At 67.5% G+C, this 18,024-nt stretch carries 15 protein-coding genes; 5 read left to right on the top strand and 10 right to left on the bottom strand.

All coding sequences use genetic code 11. The annotated features are described in order from the left end of the window. Positions 1 to 222: 222 nt before the first annotated feature. Positions 223 to 2,343: a M13 family metallopeptidase gene (locus tag ABE472_RS14145; RefSeq protein WP_346466502.1), complete on the top strand. Its 2,121-nt coding sequence runs from the start codon at positions 223 to 225 to the stop codon at positions 2,341 to 2,343. A gap of 239 nt (positions 2,344 to 2,582) precedes the next feature. Here the strand turns inward: ABE472_RS14145 and ABE472_RS14140 are convergent, their stop codons facing one another. After that, a complete protein-coding gene (locus ABE472_RS14140) occupies positions 2,583 to 3,500 on the bottom strand; it encodes an oxygenase MpaB family protein (protein WP_313211751.1) in 918 nt (305 codons plus the stop codon). A 318-nt stretch (positions 3,501 to 3,818) separates the two neighbouring features. Between ABE472_RS14140 and ABE472_RS14135 the strand changes: the two genes are divergently transcribed. Next, positions 3,819 to 4,433 (top strand): hypothetical protein, encoded by a 615-nt coding sequence (locus ABE472_RS14135; protein ID WP_026070179.1) that lies wholly within the window; start codon positions 3,819 to 3,821, stop codon positions 4,431 to 4,433. Positions 4,434 to 4,472: 39 nt separating this feature from the next. On the opposite strand, the gene ABE472_RS14130 is transcribed toward ABE472_RS14135, so the two are convergent. The 7 genes from ABE472_RS14130 to ABE472_RS14100 form a co-directional block, all read right to left on the bottom strand. Further along, the gene (locus ABE472_RS14130; protein ID WP_313211750.1) at positions 4,473 to 4,817 is read right to left on the bottom strand and encodes a hypothetical protein; all 345 of its coding nucleotides are present in this window, start codon (positions 4,815 to 4,817) and stop codon (positions 4,473 to 4,475) included. Between the two features lie 29 nt (positions 4,818 to 4,846). Beyond that, entirely contained in the window at positions 4,847 to 5,620 is a 774-nt protein-coding gene (locus ABE472_RS14125; protein WP_313211749.1) for a LytTR family DNA-binding domain-containing protein, read from the bottom strand. Continuing rightward, positions 5,610 to 6,869: a histidine kinase gene (locus ABE472_RS14120; RefSeq protein WP_313211748.1), complete on the bottom strand. Its 1,260-nt coding sequence runs from the start codon at positions 6,867 to 6,869 to the stop codon at positions 5,610 to 5,612. Before ABE472_RS14120 ends, ABE472_RS14125 begins: the two co-directional genes overlap by 11 nt. A gap of 244 nt (positions 6,870 to 7,113) precedes the next feature. Further along, positions 7,114 to 8,763, bottom strand: a complete 1,650-nt coding sequence (locus ABE472_RS14115; protein ID WP_346466501.1) for a M28 family metallopeptidase — start codon at positions 8,761 to 8,763, stop codon at positions 7,114 to 7,116. 69 nt (positions 8,764 to 8,832) lie between these two features. Then, positions 8,833 to 10,086 (bottom strand): sigma-70 family RNA polymerase sigma factor, encoded by a 1,254-nt coding sequence (locus ABE472_RS14110; protein WP_346466500.1) that lies wholly within the window; start codon positions 10,084 to 10,086, stop codon positions 8,833 to 8,835. A gap of 71 nt (positions 10,087 to 10,157) precedes the next feature. Then, positions 10,158 to 10,580 (bottom strand): VOC family protein, encoded by a 423-nt coding sequence (locus ABE472_RS14105; RefSeq protein WP_346466499.1) that lies wholly within the window; start codon positions 10,578 to 10,580, stop codon positions 10,158 to 10,160. A 26-nt stretch (positions 10,581 to 10,606) separates the two neighbouring features. Next, entirely contained in the window at positions 10,607 to 11,026 is a 420-nt protein-coding gene (locus tag ABE472_RS14100) for a YciI family protein (RefSeq protein WP_313211743.1), read from the bottom strand. A 189-nt stretch (positions 11,027 to 11,215) separates the two neighbouring features. Here ABE472_RS14100 and ABE472_RS14095 point away from each other — a divergent pair, with 189 nt between their 5' ends. Continuing rightward, a complete protein-coding gene (locus tag ABE472_RS14095; RefSeq protein WP_313211742.1) occupies positions 11,216 to 11,590 on the top strand; it encodes a YciI family protein in 375 nt (124 codons plus the stop codon). 6 nt (positions 11,591 to 11,596) lie between these two features. On the opposite strand, the gene ABE472_RS14090 is transcribed toward ABE472_RS14095, so the two are convergent. After that, positions 11,597 to 13,681, bottom strand: coding sequence for a gluconolaconase (locus ABE472_RS14090; protein ID WP_346466498.1), 2,085 nt, complete (start codon positions 13,679 to 13,681; stop codon positions 11,597 to 11,599). A gap of 139 nt (positions 13,682 to 13,820) precedes the next feature. Between ABE472_RS14090 and ABE472_RS14085 the strand changes: the two genes are divergently transcribed. Next, positions 13,821 to 15,347, top strand: a complete 1,527-nt coding sequence (locus tag ABE472_RS14085; protein WP_346466497.1) for a hypothetical protein — start codon at positions 13,821 to 13,823, stop codon at positions 15,345 to 15,347. 9 nt (positions 15,348 to 15,356) lie between these two features. Here ABE472_RS14085 and ABE472_RS14080 read toward each other — a convergent pair whose 3' ends face one another. Then, positions 15,357 to 16,130: a lytic transglycosylase domain-containing protein gene (locus ABE472_RS14080; protein WP_070426523.1), complete on the bottom strand. Its 774-nt coding sequence runs from the start codon at positions 16,128 to 16,130 to the stop codon at positions 15,357 to 15,359. Between the two features lie 281 nt (positions 16,131 to 16,411). On the opposite strand from ABE472_RS14080, the gene ABE472_RS14075 reads away from it, so the two are divergent. Further along, entirely contained in the window at positions 16,412 to 18,016 is a 1,605-nt protein-coding gene (locus ABE472_RS14075; RefSeq protein ID WP_313220078.1) for an EAL domain-containing protein, read from the top strand. Positions 18,017 to 18,024 lie beyond the last annotated feature (8 nt).

Below are 18,024 nucleotides of genomic sequence, written 5' to 3'. Positions count from 1 at the left end.
TTCTTGACGCCTTGATCGTCACGCGGGCGCCGACGGGGCGCGCGCGGAATCCGTGCCGCGCCAGCATGCACGAGCACGCGCAGGACGGGAAGCACCGCAGCGGGCCGTTCACCTCGGTGAATCCGGGGACGGGCAGATCCGGTACCCGATGCCGCCGAAGCCGGCATAACCGTGCGCCCGGGACAGGATTAGACTTGGATGTTTCCGTTGCAGAGAAGCTCAATGTCCAAGCTGCGCCGCCCCACCCTGATGCTCGCCATTGCCGCCAGCCTGTCGCTGAGCCTGGCCGCCTGTGACCGCCAGGCGACTGCGCCGGCCGCGGCCGCGCCCGAAGCCGCTCCGGCCGAACCGGCCGCGCCCAAGCCGCAGCTTGGCAGTTTCGGCTTCGACGCCGCCGGCATGGACCGCAGCATCGCCGCCGGCGATGACTTCTTCGGCTTCGCCAACGGCACCTGGGTCAAGAACACCGAGATCCCGGCCGACCGTTCCAGCTACGGCAGCTTCAACGTCATTTCCGAAAAGACCCTGGCCGACACCCGCGCGATCCTCGAAGGCGCCGCGGCCGATACCAAGGCCGAGGGCGAGACCAGGTTGATCGGCGATTACTACGCCGCCTTCATGGATGAGACCGGCATCGAGTCACGCGGTGCCGCCCCGGTCAAACCAGCGCTGGACGCCATCGCCGGGATCAGCGACAAGGCCGCGCTGGCCACCGCGCTGGGCGGCACCCTGCGCGCCGATGTGGACCTGCTCAACGCCACCAACTTCTACACCGACCGCCTGTTCGGTGTGTGGGTCTCGGTGGATCTGCTGCAGCCGGACCGCACCGCGCCGTACCTGGTGCAGGGCGGCCTGGGCCTGCCGGACCGCGACTTCTACCTGCAGGGCGGCCGCATGGCCGAGATCCGCAAGCAGTACCAGGCGTATATCGCCCAGGTGCTGCAGCTGGCCGGCGTCGCCGATCCGGCGGCCAAGGCCCAGCGCATCCTCGCGCTGGAGACCAAGATCGCCCAGGCCCACGCCACCCAGGAAGACACCAACGACGTCGCCAAGGGCGCCAATGCCTGGAAGCAGGCCGACCTGAGCGCCAAGGCGCCGGGCATGGACTGGAGCGCTTTCCTGGCCTCGGCCGGCCTGGACGCCCAGCAGGACTTCATCGTGTGGCAGCCCAAGGCCGTGGCCGGCATTTCGCGCCTGGTCGCGACCGAGCCGCTGGAGGTCTGGAAGGACTACCTGGCCTTCCATGCGCTGGACCGCGCCGCCCCGTACCTGCCCAAGTCGTTCGCCGATGCGCGCTTCGCCTTCCACGGCACCACGCTCAACGGCACCCCGCAGCAGAGCGAGCGCTGGAAGCGTGCGGTGGATGACAGCAACCATGCCGTCGGCGAAGCGATCGGCAAGCTGTACGTCGAGCATCATTTCGACCCGGCCACCAAGGCCCGTGCGGACGAGATGGCCAAGAACATCATTGCCGCGTTCGCCAAGCGCATCGATGCGCTGGAATGGATGTCGCCGCAGACCAAGGCGCGTGCCAAAGCCAAGGTCGATGGCCTGACCGTGGGTATGGGCTACCCGGACACATGGCGCGATTACACGGGCCTGGAGATCAAGCGCGATGACGCGCTGGGCAATGCCGAGCGTGCCGAGCTGTTCGAGTACCGCCGCAACATCGCCAAGCTGGGCAAGCCGGTGGACCACAGCGAGTGGGCGATGCTGCCGCAGACCATCAATGCGATGAACGTACCGCTGGAAAACCGTCTGGTGTTCCCGGCTGCGATCCTGCAGCCGCCGTTCTTCGATGGTGCGGCCGATGATGCGGTGAACTACGGTGCGATCGGTGCGGTGATCGGCCATGAGATCAGCCACGGCTTCGACAACGCCGGTGCGCTGTTCGATGAGACGGGAAAGCTGCAGAACTGGTGGACGGCGGAAGATCTGAAGAAGTTCAACGCGGCCGGTGATGCGCTGGCGGCGCAGTTCAGCAGCTACAGTCCGTTCCCGGGGGTGTCGGTGAATGGTCGTTTGACGCTGGGCGAGAACATTGCGGACGTGGCGGGTCTGTCGACGGCCTACGATGCGTATCAGTTGTCGTTGCAGGGCAAGCCGAGCCAGACGCTGGAGGGCTTCACGCCGGATCAGCGGTTCTTCCTGGGCTTTGCGCAGGCGTGGCGCAGCAAGGCGCGTGAGCAGGCACTGCGCAATTCGCTGTTGACGAACGTGCATGCGCCGGGCCAGTTCCGTGCGTTGACGGTGCGCAATCTGGATGCGTGGTATCCGGCCTTCGAGGTGAAGGAAGGCCAGAAGCTGTATCTGGCGCCGGAGAAGCGGGTCAAGGTGTGGTGAGGCTTTTCATCGCGTTTTGCTGAGATGAAAGAACGGGCGCTTCGGCGCCCGTTTTTTTTGTCGTAGAGCTTCAGAGCTTCAGAGCTTCAGAGCTTCAGAGCTTCAGAGCTGAAGAGCTGGAGCAGAGCAACGGCTGGGGTTTGCGGCTGCTCTGGCTTGGGCGGGCATGGGCAGCGGGTCCCGGAAGCCTATGCGTGCCCGACCCAACCATCGGACACAGGCACTCGCGATTCACCGCTTCAAGGCCAATCAGCAAGCACGCCGGCAGGAACGCCCATCCGCGTGCACGCCCGCGTCGCCAGGCCATCCTGCAGTGCACGCCGGAACAGTGGCGCCATACCCTTCAGCATCACCGCAGAGGCACGCGACTGCGCACGTTGCATGGGCGTGCGCGCCAGCATCGTCGTCGCCCAGTCCGGCAACAGCGCCGCGCCGGCACCCAGGAACAGCTCGCGCGACAGTCCCGCCATCGGCACCGGCAAGCGGATGCCGGACAACACCGCCAGCACCTCGCGCGAGCGCGCATCGAATACCAGCGCCGATTGCTGTTGTGCGAAGTACGCGTCGACCTCCGCTTCCGACGCCGGCACATCGGTGGCGCCGAGTGCTTCGGCCACGCGCTTGTACTCGCGGTAATACTGATCGGCGATGGCGCCCGGGACGTCGCGGCAATAGCGCCGGCAGCCCTGCAGGAAACCATAGGCCTCGGTCACGTGTACCCAGGTCAGCAAGGCGGGATCGTCCGCGGAATACGCGCGGCCGTCGGCCGTGTGCCCGCGCACCTGCGCGTGGATGCGGGTCACCTTGGCGATCAACGCCTCGACTTCCGCGGCCGGTGCGTACGTGGTGCCGGCGACAAACGCGGTGGTTCGGCGCAGGCGGCCGACCAGGTCATCGCGGAAATTGGAGTGGTCGTACACGCCGGCCAGCGCCAGCGGATGCAGGGTCTGCAGCATCAGCGCGCACAGGCCGCCGGCAAGCATCCCGGGAAATTCCGAGTGCACGCGCCAGGTGATGCTGTCCGGGCCGAACCAGCCGGGGTCGCCCAGGGGATGGTCGTAATCGATCCCACTCTGGCCGCGGGGGAAGGCACCCAGTACCCAGCGGCGGATCGGGGCAGTGGCGGGGCGGGCAAGCGAACGCAGCAGGGAAGACATCAACAGTACCGAGGGCGGAGCGGGCCGGCGTTTCGCGCGGATGCGTCAATTCTGCGTGATACCGCCGGGGCTGGCGAGGGCAACGTCGCGCTGGGCCCGCGCATTGTGCAACTGCAGCATGGGAACCGGCGTCCGCAGGCTATTTACCCGGTGATTTACGTGCCGCAGTGCGCAAATCCGCTGCGAGTTTGCCCATTCAGGCAGGAATGACGCCGGATCTTTGCGCTTTGCCCATTGCCAAGCGCCGTGAAAGTGCTAGAACTGGACGTGCCACAACGTCGTCCAATGCGCTGCCGCACGTTCCAGAAGGAGCTCGTCATGATCGCTTTGTTCAAAGGTTTGGGTTTGCTGTTGCAGGACAACGAGCTGTACAGCAGCCCGTTCGAAAAACAGGTCGCGCATTGGCGTAACAAGAGTGAACAGCAGATCCGCGAGGAAGTCGCGGTGCTCGCCAAGGCCAAGGGCCAATGGCTGATGGCCTCGATCGTCGGGTGGCAGGCATCCTCGCTGCTGATCCTCGGCCTGATCAGCAACTACCTGTGGAAGGATGACTTCCATATCACCTTCACCCGCGTGGTGATCGTGTTCGGCTCCTGGGTGTCGATCCTGTTCGTGATCTGGTTCATGGCCAACATGTTCGATCACACCGCCGGCTTCGAGCGCTGGATGAAGGCCTTCAACAGCCGCGCCCGGATCACCTCCGATGCCGATACGGTGGAGTGCGTGGCCGAAGCGCTGGATATGGCCCAGCACTATCCGGAAGTGCTGGACTACAAGCAGGCCGTGAGCGCCAAGCGCGAACTGCGCCATGAGGATATCCGCATCATGCGCGAGATCGGCCGGATGAAGCAGCACACCGAACTGGTCGGCCAGCTCAACCACGTGGGCGAGCAGCCCAACGGAACCAACCTGCATCTGCAACCGGCGTTCTGACCCTACTGAAACGCGGGGGGAGCCACGATGCCACCGTGATCACTCACGGTGGCATTGTTCTTTCTGGACCGCGCTGACGCAGTGCTGGAAGCCAGCCGGCAACCCCGCCATCTGCTCGGTCTTGCCGACTGCCACCGACAGCCGGTGCAGGGGCGGATAGGCGCAGTCCTTGTCCTTCCCGCAGCGCGCATCCAGCACCAGGTAGTGGCAGTGGCCACTGCTGCTGGCGATGCAGTCGAAGCTGGCCACCCCGTTGTCGACCGTGGTCTTGCTGTACAGCGCATCCACGCCATTGGCGCGGATGCGGGTGACGGAGGTGTTGCTCGATTGCTGGCAGGCAGCCAGCACCAGCACGCAGAGACTGGCGACAACGGCGATACGCATGGCAGGCTCCCGACGAAAGAAAAGGCGCGTTACATCCCGCGGAACAGACTCATGAAGGGCTGGCTGACGTTGAGCACTTCGGCGCGGTGCTTCAAGCGCAGCTGGCCGCGGCCGGTGTCATCGCGGGTGACCGCGGCGACCGCTTTCATGTTGACGATGGTGGAACGGTGGATCTGGCGGAAACGTTGCGGATCGAGCGCGTCGAGCAGTTCGCGCAGCGAGGTGCGCAGCAGGCTTTCACCCTGCTCGGTGACCACGGTGGTGTATTTGCTGTCGGCACGGAAGTAGATCACGTCTTCGAGCATGATCAGCTGGGTGTCACGCCCGTTGCTGGCCGTGATCCAGGCCAACGGCGGCGCGCTTGAGGCGGCGGCGGGCTGCTGGCCCAGGCGCTGCAGCAGTTGTTCCAGCATGCCGCTGTCCGGCCGGCCCAGCTGCATGCGCGCCAGAATGCGCTCACGCGTGGCGAGCAGACGCTCATCGCTGACCGGCTTGAGCAGGTAGTCGATCGCGCCCTGTTCGAAGGCATCGATGGCGTACTGGTCGTAGGCGGTGACGAACACCACCTGGGTGCGCGGGCTGATCTCGGGCAGCGCGCGGGCCACCTCGATGCCGGTGATGCCCGGCATGCGGATGTCGAGCAGGGCCAGATCCGGCTTCAGCTCGGCCAGGCGCTCCAGCGCGCTGGCGCCATCCTCGCATTCGGCCACCAGCCGCAGCTCCGGCCATAGCCGCTGCAGCTGGGCGACCAATGACTGCCGCAGCAGGTCTTCGTCTTCGGCAATGAGTGCATCAAGCTGCATGGATCGCCTCCCGGGCATCGCGCGGCAGGGTGATCGTCGCCGCCACGCCGCTGGGGAAATTGGACACGATGGCCACCCCGGCGCGCTCACCGCAGGTCAGGCGCAGGCGCTCGCGCAGGTTCTTCAGGCCGATCCCGGTACCGCTGGTGCCCTGCCCGAAACCGAGGCCATCGTCGGCCACGGTGAGGGTGACATGGTCCTCGAAAGCGCGCGCGATGATCCATACCGTGCCACCGCCCGGCTTGGGTTCCAGCCCGTGTTTGATCGCATTCTCGACCAGGGTCTGCAGGGCCATCGAGGGCAGCGGCACGCTGGTCAGCGCCGGCGGCACATCCACCTGCAGGGCCAGGCGTGCGCCCATGCGGATCTTGAGGATTTCCAGGTAGGCCTGGGTGCGCTCCAGCTCCACCCCCAGGGTGGACATCGATTCATCCACGCTGGGCAGCGAGCTGCGCAGGTACTGGATCAGGTGCCCCAGCATCTGGTCCGCGCGCGGCGGATCAGTGCGGGTCAGCACCTGCGCGTTGGCCAGGGTGTTGTAGAGGAAGTGCGGCTCGACCTGGGCATGCAGCAGGTTGAGTCTGGCCACCGAGAGTTCCTTCTCGGTCGCGGTCTGTTCGGCGGCGGCCTGTTCGTCGCGGCGCTGCTCGGCCACCCGGCGGGTGATCGCACGGCTTACCGCTTCGGCGTTCTCATGGTTGCTGCCTTCGTCCACCGCCAGCAGGTCCGCCCAGACGCCGGCATCGGGCTCGAACAGCAGCGTCACGCTGCTGGTGCCCTGCCCCGGCGTGACCGTGGCGAGCACGCTGTTGCGCTTGATCGCCAGCCGCGCAGGCAGGTTCCAGCGCGACGGTGGGCGGCCGTTGTAGGTGTCCACGCGGCGTACGTAGGCACGGACCTGCAGGCTGCCCGGAGCGCTTTCGATATCTTCCACCCGCGGCAGCTCGGCGATGGCCGCTTCGACCAAGGCGAAGGCGGGGCCCGCATCCATGGGGACCTCGATCTGGCGCCGCTGGCGGCTGGACAGGGTGGCCGCGTCCAGGCGCCCGGCCGCGTGCTGGACCCGGCGGATATGGGCAATGCAGCTGCCCAGGGCGGTCACCATCACGAACAGGGCCAGCAAGCCGAACACCCAGCCGGGACCTTCGTCCATGCCGTGGAAGAAGCCACTCCAGACGAACCCCGCCACCACGATGGCGGCGGCCCAGGCCAACAGAATGCGGAGAATCAGGGAGAGGCTGGCGAACACGGCGGCGTCATCACATAGGGAGTGAGGCGAGCATAGCCCTGCCGCCACGGGGAACAAGCGGCATGCGACGAAGGCGGGGAATGGTGGGACGAAGCGGTGTAGAGCCACCCCATGGGTGGCTGGCTTTCTTCCGGGACCGCGAAGCCACGCATGGCGTGGCTCTACGTCTGGGTTCGGGACCGCGAAGCCACGCATGGCGTGGCTCTACAGCGGGGTCCGGCCGGCGTGCCGGCCGGACGCGGTCTTATTTTCGCTCGGCGGCGCTGGCATCACGCGGGGCGCGGAACTGGGAATCTTCACTCCAGTTCGGCCAGGCGCGCGAATTGGCCAGCTGGTTGCCCAGCGTGTACAGCACTTCCAGATCGCGCGAGGCACCGGCGAAGGTCCAGTCCGGCTGCCATTCGTCCCCCTGCTGGTGATAGCGCTTGGCGGTGTAGTCATCCGACGCCGCCTTGCCAGCGGCGACGCCGCCTTCCACCCAATCCTGGCCCGCCGAGTACGACACCGCCGGCACGCCACGCTTGGCGAACGGGAAGTGATCGGAGCGGAAGAACAGGCCGGCTTCCGGCTTGGGATCCGCCGTATAGCGGATGTCCCAGCCCTTGGCGACGTCCTTGAGCTGGTCCAGCAGTTCCAGCTTGGCCGAGCCGTAGATGCCGAAGTCACGCGAGGGACTGAAGGGCGCCATGCCATCCATGTTGATCAGCGCCACGGTCTTGCCCAGCGGATACAGCGGGTGGGTGGCGTAGTACTCCGAGCCGAGCAGGCCCTTTTCCTCGGCGGTGACGGCCAGGAACAGCACCGAACGCTCCGGGCGCTTGGCCTTGGCAAAGCCGCGGGCCAGTTCGACCAGCGAGGCGGTGCCGCTGGCGTTGTCCAGCGCACCGTTGAAGATGGTGTCACCGTTCGCGTCCGGCTTGCCCACCCCGATGTGATCCCAGTGCGCGCTGTAGATCACGGTCTCATCCGGATGCGTGCTGCCTTCCAGGCGCGCGGCCACGTTGTGCGAGGTGATCACCTCGGTCTTGACCGCGTACTTGGCCGAGAAGGTCTCGCCCTTCAGCTCGACCGGCTTGAAGTCACGGGTCTGCGCCTGCTTCTTGAGCGCCTCGAAATCCAGGCCGGAGCGCTTGAACAGTTCCACCGCCAGATCGCGCTGGATCCAGCCTTCCAGCAGCGGATGCGCGTCGGCCGGATTGTCGCGGACCACGTCGAACATGGTGTTGGTGTTGGAACCGGCCACGGTGGCCCAGCCATACGAGGCCGGTGCGGTCTCGTGCACGATCAGCACGCCGAGGGCGCCCTGGCGCGCGCCTTCTTCGTACTTGTAGGTCCAACGGCCGTAGTAGGTCATGCCCTTGCCGTCGAAATCGCCCTGGCCGGTTTCGAAGTCCGGATCGTTGATCAGCACGACCGCGATCTTGCCCTTCAGGTCCACGCCCTTGAAATCGTCCCAGTTGCGCTCGCCGGCCTTGACGCCGTAGCCGAGGAAGACCAGCGGCGCGTTCTTGATGTCCACTTCGCTGGCACCGTTCATGGCGGCACGCACGGCGATTTCCTTGCCCTGGCTCAGCGTCTGCGGCGTGCCTTTGCTGCTCAGCGAGAGGCTCGGGGTGCCGACGATATCGCCCTTGAGCAGCGGCACGGCCTGGGTCCACAGGCGCTTGCCATCCTTGAGGTCGCCGCCCGGCTGCAGGCCCGCCGCTGCGAACTGCTTGCTCAGGAACGCAATGGTCTTCTCTTCACCGGCCGTGGCCGGCGAGCGGCCTTCATAGGCATCCGACGCCAGTTCCTTGACGTCGGCGGAGATCCGCGCGCCATCGAATTTGGGGGTGGCGGCCATCAAGGCCGACGACACCGACAACGCCAACAGGCTGATTACCACACGCTTCACGCTGCACCTCATGACTGACCGACAATCGCCCGAGTGTAGGCCAGAGCTGCCGTGCGGTGCAGTGCCGGTCTACACAGCGGCCGCGCGAGCCAGCAGCAGCGCCTTCTCACGTGCGTTGGCGGTCAGTGCGGCTGCACGCGCGAAGGCCGCGCGCGCTTCGTCGTGCCGGCCCAGCTGGGCCAACAGATCACCCTGCACCGCGGCCAGCGGCGCGTAGTCGCGCAACCGCGCATCGTCCCCGAGCGCATCGACCAGGGGCCATGCGGCGGCCGCACCCTGTGCCCGCGACAAGGCGACCGCGTGGTTCAGCGCGATCACCGGCGAGGGCTGGCGCTGGGCCAGCCGCGCGTACAACACGGTCATCCGCGCCCAGTCGGTGTCTTCGGCGCGGCGTGCGCGCGCATGGCACTCGGCGATGGCCGCCTGCAGTGCATAGGCGTCGTCGCCACCGCCCAATGCAATCGCTTGCTGCAGGGCCGCCTGGCCACGGGCGATCTGCAGCCAGTCCCAGCGCGTGCGGTCCTGGTCGGGCAGCAGGATCGGTGTGCCGGTCGCATCCGTACGCGCGGCGGTGCGCGATGCCTGCAGTTCCATCAACGCGAGCAGACCCTGCACCTGCGGCCAGGTCGGCAGCCGGCCGGCCAGCACGCGGCCCAGCCGCAGCGCTTCATCGCACAATGCCGGGCGCATCCAGTCATCGCCGGCACTGGCGGCATAGCCTTCGTTGAAGATCAGGTAGACCACCTCCAGCACCGAGGCCAACCGCTCCGGCAGCGCCGCCTGGCGTGGCACTTCGAACGGCACCTGCTTCTGCGCCAGTGTGCGTTTGGCGCGCACGATGCGCTGGGCGATGGTCGGCTCCGGGGCGAGGAAGGCGCGCGCGATCTCCTCGGTGGTCAGCCCGCCAAGCAGCCGCAGCGTCAACGCCACGCGCGCATCGGCCGCCAGCACTGGATGGCAGGCGACGAACATCAACCGCAGCAGGTCATCGCCGATGTCGTCTTCCAGCGCACCGCTGTCATCGGGCGCCGGCAACGGCAGCGGCTCCAGCTCACTGCCGTACTGCGCATGCTGGCCGGCGACGCGGCGGTGCTGGCGCAGCACATCGATGGCGCGGTTGCGCGCGGTGGTCATCAGCCACGCTCCGGGATTGTCCGGTACCCCCTGGCGGGGCCAGCGCTCCAGCGCGGCCAGCCAGGTGTCCTGGACCAGCTCTTCGGCACGGCCGACATCGCCGCCAAGCAGACGGGTCAGGCGGGCGGTCAACACTGGCGACTCCATGCGCCAGATCGTCTCCAGTCGTTGCGTCAGTGCCCTGTCCATGCGGCCGATCAGAGCACCAGCGCGGCCGGGGCACAAGCCGCACCGCGGCGTGCCATCGCGCCGGTCCGGGCTCAGGGCTGCTTCATGCAGTTGACCATCCACGGCTTGCCGTAGCGGTCGATCAGAAAGCCCCAGCGATGGGCCCAGAAGGTCTCGGTGATCGGCATCTTGATCTCACCCCCGTCGGCCAGCGCCTTGAACACACGCTCGGCTTCGTCGACCGAGTCGACCTCGATGTTGATCGTGGTGCTGCCCTGCCCGTCCGACGACGGGCCATCGGCGGCCATCAGGACCGCCGAGCCAACCTCCAGCAGGCTGTGGGCAACGTGGTCCAGTGTCTCCGGCGGCATCTCGCCACAGCCCCCCTGGCTTTCCATGGGAGGCATGTCGCGGTACTTCATTTCAGAGGTGACCTTACCGCCGAGCGCCTGCGCGTAGAAGGCCATGGCGTCATGGGTCTTGCCGTTGAAGCCGAGGAACGGAATCAGTTTCATGGGAATGCTCCATGGATGCGGGGGGATCAATCGGCGGTGCCGATCTGGTCGCGCAGACGCTGTTCCTGCGCCTGTAATTCAGGAGTGAAGGCCGCGCCGAAATCCTCGGCACTGAGGATCGGCCGCAGCTCGACCACATCCCCGGCAGCGAACGGGGCGCGCTTGAGCCATTCGGTGGCCTCGTCCAGCGAGCGCACCTGCCAGAGCCAGAACCCGCAGACCAGCTCGCGGGTTTCAGCGAAGGGCCCATCGATGACACGCGGCGGTTCACTGCCGAACGCCACCCGGCGGGCGCGCGCGGTCGGGTGCAGGCCCTCGCCGGCCAGCATGATCCCGGCCTGGACCAGCTGTTCGTTGTAAGCGCCCATGGCGCGTATTTCCTGCTCGGTGGGCAGTTGACCGGCCTCGGTGGCCGCCGTTGCCTTGACCAGTACCATGACTTTCACGGGATGCTCCTGTGTGCCAGCCCGTCACCCGGGCCGTTCACTGGATACAACGTGCCCGCGGGGCGGAAATCGACACGCCGCACGGGTTTATTTTTCCGCCCCTGAACGGGGCACCGCTGCGGCGCTGCAACACGTCCCGGGCGCGGGCTGGGGCATCATGCCGTTTCCCCCGCTCACCCCGGTCCGGCCATGCAATTCCTGTTGCTGATCTACATCGACGAAGGCCTGTTGCAGGCCCTGCCCGGCGACGAGTACGACCGCCTGATGCACGACTGCCTGCAGCATGCCGACCGCCTGCAGGCCGAGGGCACGCTGGTGCTCGCGCAGAAGCTGGAACCGGTCGACAGCGCGCGTACGCTGCGCGTGCGCCAGGGCCAGACCCGCATCACCGATGGCCCGTTCGCCGAAACCCACGAATTGTTGGCCGGCTTCAATCTGATCAACGCGCCGGACCACGCTGAGGCGATGCGCATCGCCCAGCAGTTCCCGTGGTCACGTTTCGGCAGCATCGAGGTGCGCCCGCTGGCCGACATGGACGCCGAACGCGTGCGCGTCGGCGCCTGACATGGCTCAGGGCAACAGCGTGATCTTCAGATCGCGCGGGCCGATGGCCTCATTGCCGCTGTAGTCACGCGCACTGCCACGCAGGATGTAGTCGCCGGCGGGCAACGCGTCGGGCTGCCAGCGCCCGGTCTCGACCAGCCCATCGCGCACGGTGTTGGTGACCAGGTAGCGGAACCGGGTGACCGCGCTGCCGTGCACGGTAATGCCACTGTCCGGCGCGTAGGCCACGCGGGTGGCGCTGTCTTCGCGCGGCATCCGGTTGAAGACGATGTTGAAACGCGGCTGCTCGTAGCCGGCCAACGGCTGGCCCTGCGCATCCAGCACCTGGTAGCCGACCTGGTACAGCCCCAGCCGCCGCCGCGGCAGGTTGCGGTCCACCTGGTCCCACGCCTCCACCACGATCTGCACGCCCGGGCCTTGCCTCGGAACTGCAATGCGGCCATCGGCGCCGGCCTGGATCGGCTGATCCAGATCGTCCAGCACCGCCACCTCGGTGATGCGCGGCGCGAAGGTGTCGGCATAATCGATGAAGCCCAGCGCCACCGCATTGCGCTCGAAGCCGCTGGCACCCACGCTCAGGTGTACATGCGCCATGCGGTTGATGCTGCCCAGCGCCTCACCCGCAGCGAAGCGCGTGCCACGGCGCACGCGGATGCGCGCCAACGTGCCGTCCTCACCGAACAGTGGCTGCCAGCGCGCATCGAACGGACGATCGCGCGGGTCGCGGCCGACCTTCATGTGGATGTACTTGAGCCGGCCCAGTGACAGGCCCTCGGCCTGGCCACCCACTGACCACGCCGCGAACGGCGTATCCACCTTGCCGTCGGCAATCGCCAGCACCGGCTGGCCGACATCGCCGCGGATGTCGAAGCCACCGTGCAGGTGGTGGCGACTTTCGCCCTTGAAGTCGCCGCGCACTTCACCCAGCGTGCCGACCACTTCATGCCACCCGTCCTGCGGGGCCAGCGGCCACCGGCCGGCGGTCTGCGGCAGCGGCGCGTCCGGCGCCGGGCCGATCAGCGCCGGCGGGGCGGCTTCTCCTGCCGCCAGCGCACGCAGCCGGTGCACACGGTAGGACGCGGCATCGGCCAGGTACAGACCACCCTCGGCATCGAGCGCGATCGCGGTGGGACGGGCGAAGCGCGGTTGCGGCGGCACCCCCGCCAACGCCAGCTGATGCCCCTGCGCCGAGATCTGCACCACCTTGCCGTTGATGTCGCTGGCATAGATCACCCCGTCGTGGGTCACCGCCAACGACAGCGGACCACTGAGCAGGCCCCCATCGGCGACGCGGGTGCTCAGCGTGCCATCCGGTGCAAGCTGGCGGATCGCGTTGTTGAACAGGTCGGCGATCAGCAGATTGCCGTGCGGATCCAGTGCCAGCGCCACCGGCGTATCCAGGCGGGTGACCGTGCCCAAGCCATCGAGCATGCCCGGGCGTTCGCCGCCCGCGACGGTATGCACCCGTCCATCGGGTTCGATGATGCGGATACGGTCGTTGTAGGTATCGGCCACGTACACGCGGCCGCCGGCGTCCACCGCCACGCCCATCGGCCCATCGAAACGCGCCTGCGCGGCCGGCCCGTCGACGAAGCCCCGCTGGCCATCACCGGCCAGCGTGCTCACGGTGCCGTCCACCGCGATGCGGCGGATCACGTGGTTGCCGGTATCGGCGACGAAGACGTTGCCGCTGGCATCCACCGCGATCCCGGAGGGCGTGTTGAACTGCGCCTGCAAGGCAGCGCCATCGCGCCAGCCCTCGCCCTGCCCGGCCAGGGTGTCCACGCGGCCGTCGGGATGGACGCGGCGGATACGGTTGTTGTCGCCGGCATCGGCGATGTACACGACGCCGTGTGCATCCACGGCCACGCCGTACGGATCGGCAAAGCGCGCCTGGGCGGCGGGGCCTTCCGTGCTGCCGCCGACGCCGTCGCCGGCCAGCACGCTGATCTGCGGCGTCCAACCCAGGGCCGTCGCCCCCGGGCCCGGTGGCGGTGCCGGCGCCGCCGGTTCGCGCAGGAAGGTCCAGACCAGCGCTGCTGCCATCAGGGTGGCGATCAGCACCACCATCGTCCATCGTCCGCGCGTCATCGCCGTCCTTGCCTGCTGCTGTTCGGGACACGACCTTAGCCGCTCGCAGCGCGCCTGCAAACCCTGCACGACGAACGCGACTTGTGCGGACGCCACGTTCCGGTTTCAATCGGGGTTCATTCCATGGAAGGACACCGTCATGCGGCGCCTGCAACGTCATCGTAGTGCCCTGGTGCTTGCGCTGGCGATCGCAGGCAGCAGTCCCGTCCACGCCCGTGTCGACACCGGCGATGGCACAACAGCGCCACAGGCGCAGGTCCTGCGCGACGCCGTCGCCGATGCGGCCGATCAAGCCGCACAGGGCGACACGTTGGGTGCACTGATTGCCTTTGAACGCCTGCTGGCGAGCCCTGCCCTGCCCACGCTGTCGCAGGCCGACCGTCTCGAGGCCTACAGCCAGGCGGCGTGGACCGCGCTGCAGACCGGTCAGACGGGGTTCGCACGAACATACCTGCAGAGCGCACGCCAGCTGTCGCCGGATGAACCGCGTGTGCTGTATCTGCTCGGGGCACTGGATACCCAGGAGGGCAATCCGCTCGACGGCATCCGGAACATCACCCGTGCAGTGCAGCTGGCGCCTTCATTCGCGGGCGATGTCAGCATCAACATGGCCGCGCAGTTCATCCAGCGGTTGCAGGGCGAGGAGGATGTGTTGCGCGCGTTCCTCGAGGTGCTGTTCGAGCGCCAGTGGAAGCCCGATGGCGTGGAGCCGACTGATTTCTGGCGTACGCTCGCGCTGCTTCAGATCAATGCCGAGCAGTCCGAACGGGTCGCGGCCACCCTTGCGCGCATTGATACCCCGATGGAAGTCATCGCCCTGCGCGCGGACAAGCGCTTTGATCGCTTCATCGATCGCGACAGCCCTCGTTTCGATCCACAACAGTCTGCCCAGCGCCATCTGGACACGCTGCGGCTGGACACGCTGCTGGCGCCGGAGAACGTGACCGCGCTCTCTGCGATGAGCGAGGCGATGCTGCTGATGGGAAAGAACGAGGACGTCCTCGCGATGACGGACCGGGCGGCCAAGGTGGCTGCCGGTCCGGGCATTCCGGACACCTTCGAGGGGTCCGGCGACCTCGCGTGGCTGCTCAACAGTCGTGCCATCGCCCAGCGACGGCTGGGCGACATCGAGACGGCGATGGCCACCATGACGCTCGCGGGCCGCTTCTCGGAGGGCGGCGGCAGCAATGTCAGCCAGCGCCTGAATCTGGCCGTGTGGCAGACCGGCATCCTGCAGCCCCGCCAGGCACTGGAGACCGCCAACGGCATCGGCGACAACCTCAGCCCGTACGGTGAAGCGGTGCAGCAGTGGGTGCGCTTTGCGGCCTACCGCCAGCTTGGCGATCTGGCCCGTGCCGAACAGGCAAAGGCATGGCTCCAGGCGCATGACGATGTTGCCGCAGGCTATTTCATGGAGGCCCTGCTGGAGGACAACGCCTTGGACGCCGCGGCCGCGCATCTGATCGGCAGACTGCAATCCACCCAGCACCGCAGCGATACCCTGCTGTCGGTCCAGCGCTTTGTCACGGTGCCCTCGCTGCCCGGCGATGCGGAGCGCGATCGCCGCTGGTGGCAGGTGGTGGCGCGCCGCGATGTCCAAGCGGCGTTGAACGCCGTCGGCCGCAGTGACGCGTACGCGATCGTCGCACGCGGCTCCTCGCGCTGAGCCCGGCCCCTACTTCGCCGGCGTCTCCACCTTGAACCCCATCGCTTCGCGGTAGCGCACGTACAACGCGCTGACCTTCTCCACATAGGCCAGCGTCTCGGCATACGGGGGCACGCCCTTGTAGCGCGTCACCGCACCGATCCCGGCGTTGTACGCGGCCGCAGCCAGTACGCGGTCGCCTTTGTAACGCCGCAGCAACGCCTTCATGTAACGCGCGCCACCGCTGATCGACTGCTCGGCCGAGAGGGGATCGGCCACGCCGTATTCGGTGGCCGTATCGGGCATCAGCTGCATCACGCCCTGCGCGCCCTTGGGTGAGATCGCGCCGGCATCGAAGCCACTCTCTGCATGCGCGATCGCGCGCAGCCAGGCATCGTCCACGCCGGTGGCCTTGGCTGCCGCCTTGAACTGCTTGGCATGCCGGTTCAACTGCGGCGTACCGACCTTGCCCAGCCCTTCGTGCGCCGGCTCGCCCGGGGGCGTGGCCACGGTGAACTTCAGGAACACGCGCGAGCCGGGCAGGTTGCGGGTGGAGTAGACCAGCGCACCGTCCTGCTCACGCTCATACAGGGTGCCGCTGAAGACGCCCATGTTGCCCCACAGGTTGGGGGTCTGCACGGCGTTGTCGTCGATCTGCTGCGGGGTGCATCTGGAGCCCGGCTCCGGCGCGGTGGCCAGGCTGACCGTGTTGCTCTGCACGCAGCGATAGACCGTGCGCGCCGATGCTAGGCCAGGCAGCAGCAACGACAACAGGGCCAACGCGGCAGGCAGGGTCGGATTCATCGGGCTCGGATCGGGGCACGGAAGGGTGCGGCGCGATGATCCGGCCGGGGGCGCGAACCGAAGGTGAATACCGGGCTGCCGCTGGGCACGCGCTGGCGCCCTGCCCAGGGCTGACGGATTCAACCCCTCATGGAGCGTCCCGTCTCCACTCCCGCCCGTCCCGGCGCGCGGCAGTGTTTCAATCCCCGCGGACTGATGGTCATATAGCGGCTCGGGGCAGTGAGTGCCCTGGCCCGTCGGGCTGCCATGGAACCCCTTTTCGACTAGGCATCGAGGTCTGTTTGAACCGCGCCAGGATCATTGCCGTCACTGTAGTGCTCGCCCTGCTGGGCGCCCTGGTGCCGATCGCCACGGTGTTCTATTTCACCTGGAGCCGCGCCAGCGAATCCGAGCAGGTGCGGCTGCAGACCACGGCCGAGCGCACCCTGCAGCGCGCGCATCGTGCCTACGAGATGGCACTGACCACCCTGCACGAGCTCAACCAGAGCACACTGGTGCCCTGCTCACCCGAGCACCTGCAGCTGATGCGCAGCCTGGCCATGCGTACCCATTCGGCCGAGCAGGTGGGCTACTTCGAACAGGGCCGGCTGGTCTGCAATTCGTGGGGGCCGGTGACGGCCGAGATCCCGCAGCCCACGCCCGGGTACGTGACCGCCGAAGGCGCCGGCATCACCCTCGGCGTCCGGCCGCTGGCCGGCAATCTGGAGCAGCCGTTGATGGCGCTCAGCTACGGGCAGTACGACATCCTGATGGACCCGGCGCGGCTGGTCGATGTGATCGCCGACCCCAACGTGCGGCTGGCGGTAGCCAGCCCGGACGGGCGCCTGATCGCGCAGCAGGACATCCAGGACCAGGAGCTGCTGCAGCGGTTGCTGCGCGAGCCGGCCAGCGGCATGGAAGGCCAGACGCTCTACGCCACCGCGCAGGACCAGGAGTGGTTGGCCGTTGCGACCGCCCCGCGCACCGATCTGGTCGCCGCGTTCCGCCACCAGATCGGGCAGTTCATTCCGCTGGGCGTGCTCGGCGCGCTGGCGGCGATCGGGGGTGTGGTGTGGCTGTCGCGGCGGCGGCTGTCGCTGCGGGGCGAACTGGCCACGGCGGTGCGCAGGCGCGAGTTCTTCATGCACTACCAGCCGATCATCGAGCTGGACACCGGCATCTGCGTGGGCGCCGAATCGCTGGTGCGCTGGCGTCGGCCCGATGGCACGCTGGTGCGGCCGGATCTGTTCATTCCGCTGGCCGAGGAAGCCGGGCTGATCGAGGCGCTGACCGATCAGGTCATCGACCATGTGATCGCCGACATGCGCACGCTGCTGATACAGGACCGCACCGCGCACATCGCGATCAACCTGGCCGCCGAGGATGTCAGCAGTGGCCGGGCGTTGAAGGTGCTGTCGAGCAAGCTGCACGGCACCGGCATCCACCCCCAGCAGATCTGGCTGGAGGCAACCGAGCGCGGCTTCATCGATTTCCGCCGCGCGCGCACCAGCCTGGCCAATGCGCGGCGCATGGGCCACTGCGTGGCGATCGATGACTTCGGTGTCGGCTATTCCAGCCTGCAGTACCTGCAGCAGCTGCCGCTGGATGCACTGAAAATCGACAAGTCGTTCATCGATGCGATCGGCACCGACAGTGCCACCAGCCCGGTGACCTCGCACATCATCGACATGGCCAAGACGCTCGGGCTGTTCACCGTGGCGGAGGGCGTGGAAACCCCGGCCCAGCTCGCCTATCTCCAGGCGCGCCAGGTGGAGTTCGGGCAGGGGTGGCTGTTCTCGAAGGCACTGCCGCCGGCCGAGTTCATGGCGTTCCACCAGCAGCGCCAGCAGCAGTACGGGCCGGCACCGGAGGACATGCAGAACCCCAACGGCGACACGCCGGCCTGAGCCGTTGC

Source organism: Stenotrophomonas sp. TWI809 (assembly GCF_039673205.1).
GTDB lineage: Bacteria > Pseudomonadota > Gammaproteobacteria > Xanthomonadales > Xanthomonadaceae > Stenotrophomonas.
Note: the sequence above shows the minus strand (reverse complement) of the source record. Positions and strands in the feature narration are given on the sequence as shown.

What these genes read in the sequence shown, in the direction of transcription:
- ABE472_RS14145 (WP_346466502.1), top strand. Translation starts at nt 223, where the DNA reads ATGTCCAAGCTGCGCCGCCCCACCCTGATGCTCGCCATTGCCGCCAGC.
- ABE472_RS14140 (WP_313211751.1), bottom strand. Translation starts at nt 3,500, where the DNA reads ATGTCTTCCCTGCTGCGTTCGCTTGCCCGCCCCGCCACTGCCCCGATC.
- ABE472_RS14135 (WP_026070179.1), top strand. Translation starts at nt 3,819, where the DNA reads ATGATCGCTTTGTTCAAAGGTTTGGGTTTGCTGTTGCAGGACAACGAG.
- ABE472_RS14130 (WP_313211750.1), bottom strand. Translation starts at nt 4,817, where the DNA reads ATGCGTATCGCCGTTGTCGCCAGTCTCTGCGTGCTGGTGCTGGCTGCC.
- ABE472_RS14125 (WP_313211749.1), bottom strand. Translation starts at nt 5,620, where the DNA reads ATGCAGCTTGATGCACTCATTGCCGAAGACGAAGACCTGCTGCGGCAG.
- ABE472_RS14110 (WP_346466500.1), bottom strand. Translation starts at nt 10,086, where the DNA reads ATGGACAGGGCACTGACGCAACGACTGGAGACGATCTGGCGCATGGAG.
- ABE472_RS14105 (WP_346466499.1), bottom strand. Translation starts at nt 10,580, where the DNA reads ATGAAACTGATTCCGTTCCTCGGCTTCAACGGCAAGACCCATGACGCC.
- ABE472_RS14095 (WP_313211742.1), top strand. Translation starts at nt 11,216, where the DNA reads ATGCAATTCCTGTTGCTGATCTACATCGACGAAGGCCTGTTGCAGGCC.
- ABE472_RS14090 (WP_346466498.1), bottom strand. Translation starts at nt 13,681, where the DNA reads ATGACGCGCGGACGATGGACGATGGTGGTGCTGATCGCCACCCTGATG.
- ABE472_RS14085 (WP_346466497.1), top strand. Translation starts at nt 13,821, where the DNA reads ATGCGGCGCCTGCAACGTCATCGTAGTGCCCTGGTGCTTGCGCTGGCG.
- ABE472_RS14080 (WP_070426523.1), bottom strand. Translation starts at nt 16,130, where the DNA reads ATGAATCCGACCCTGCCTGCCGCGTTGGCCCTGTTGTCGTTGCTGCTG.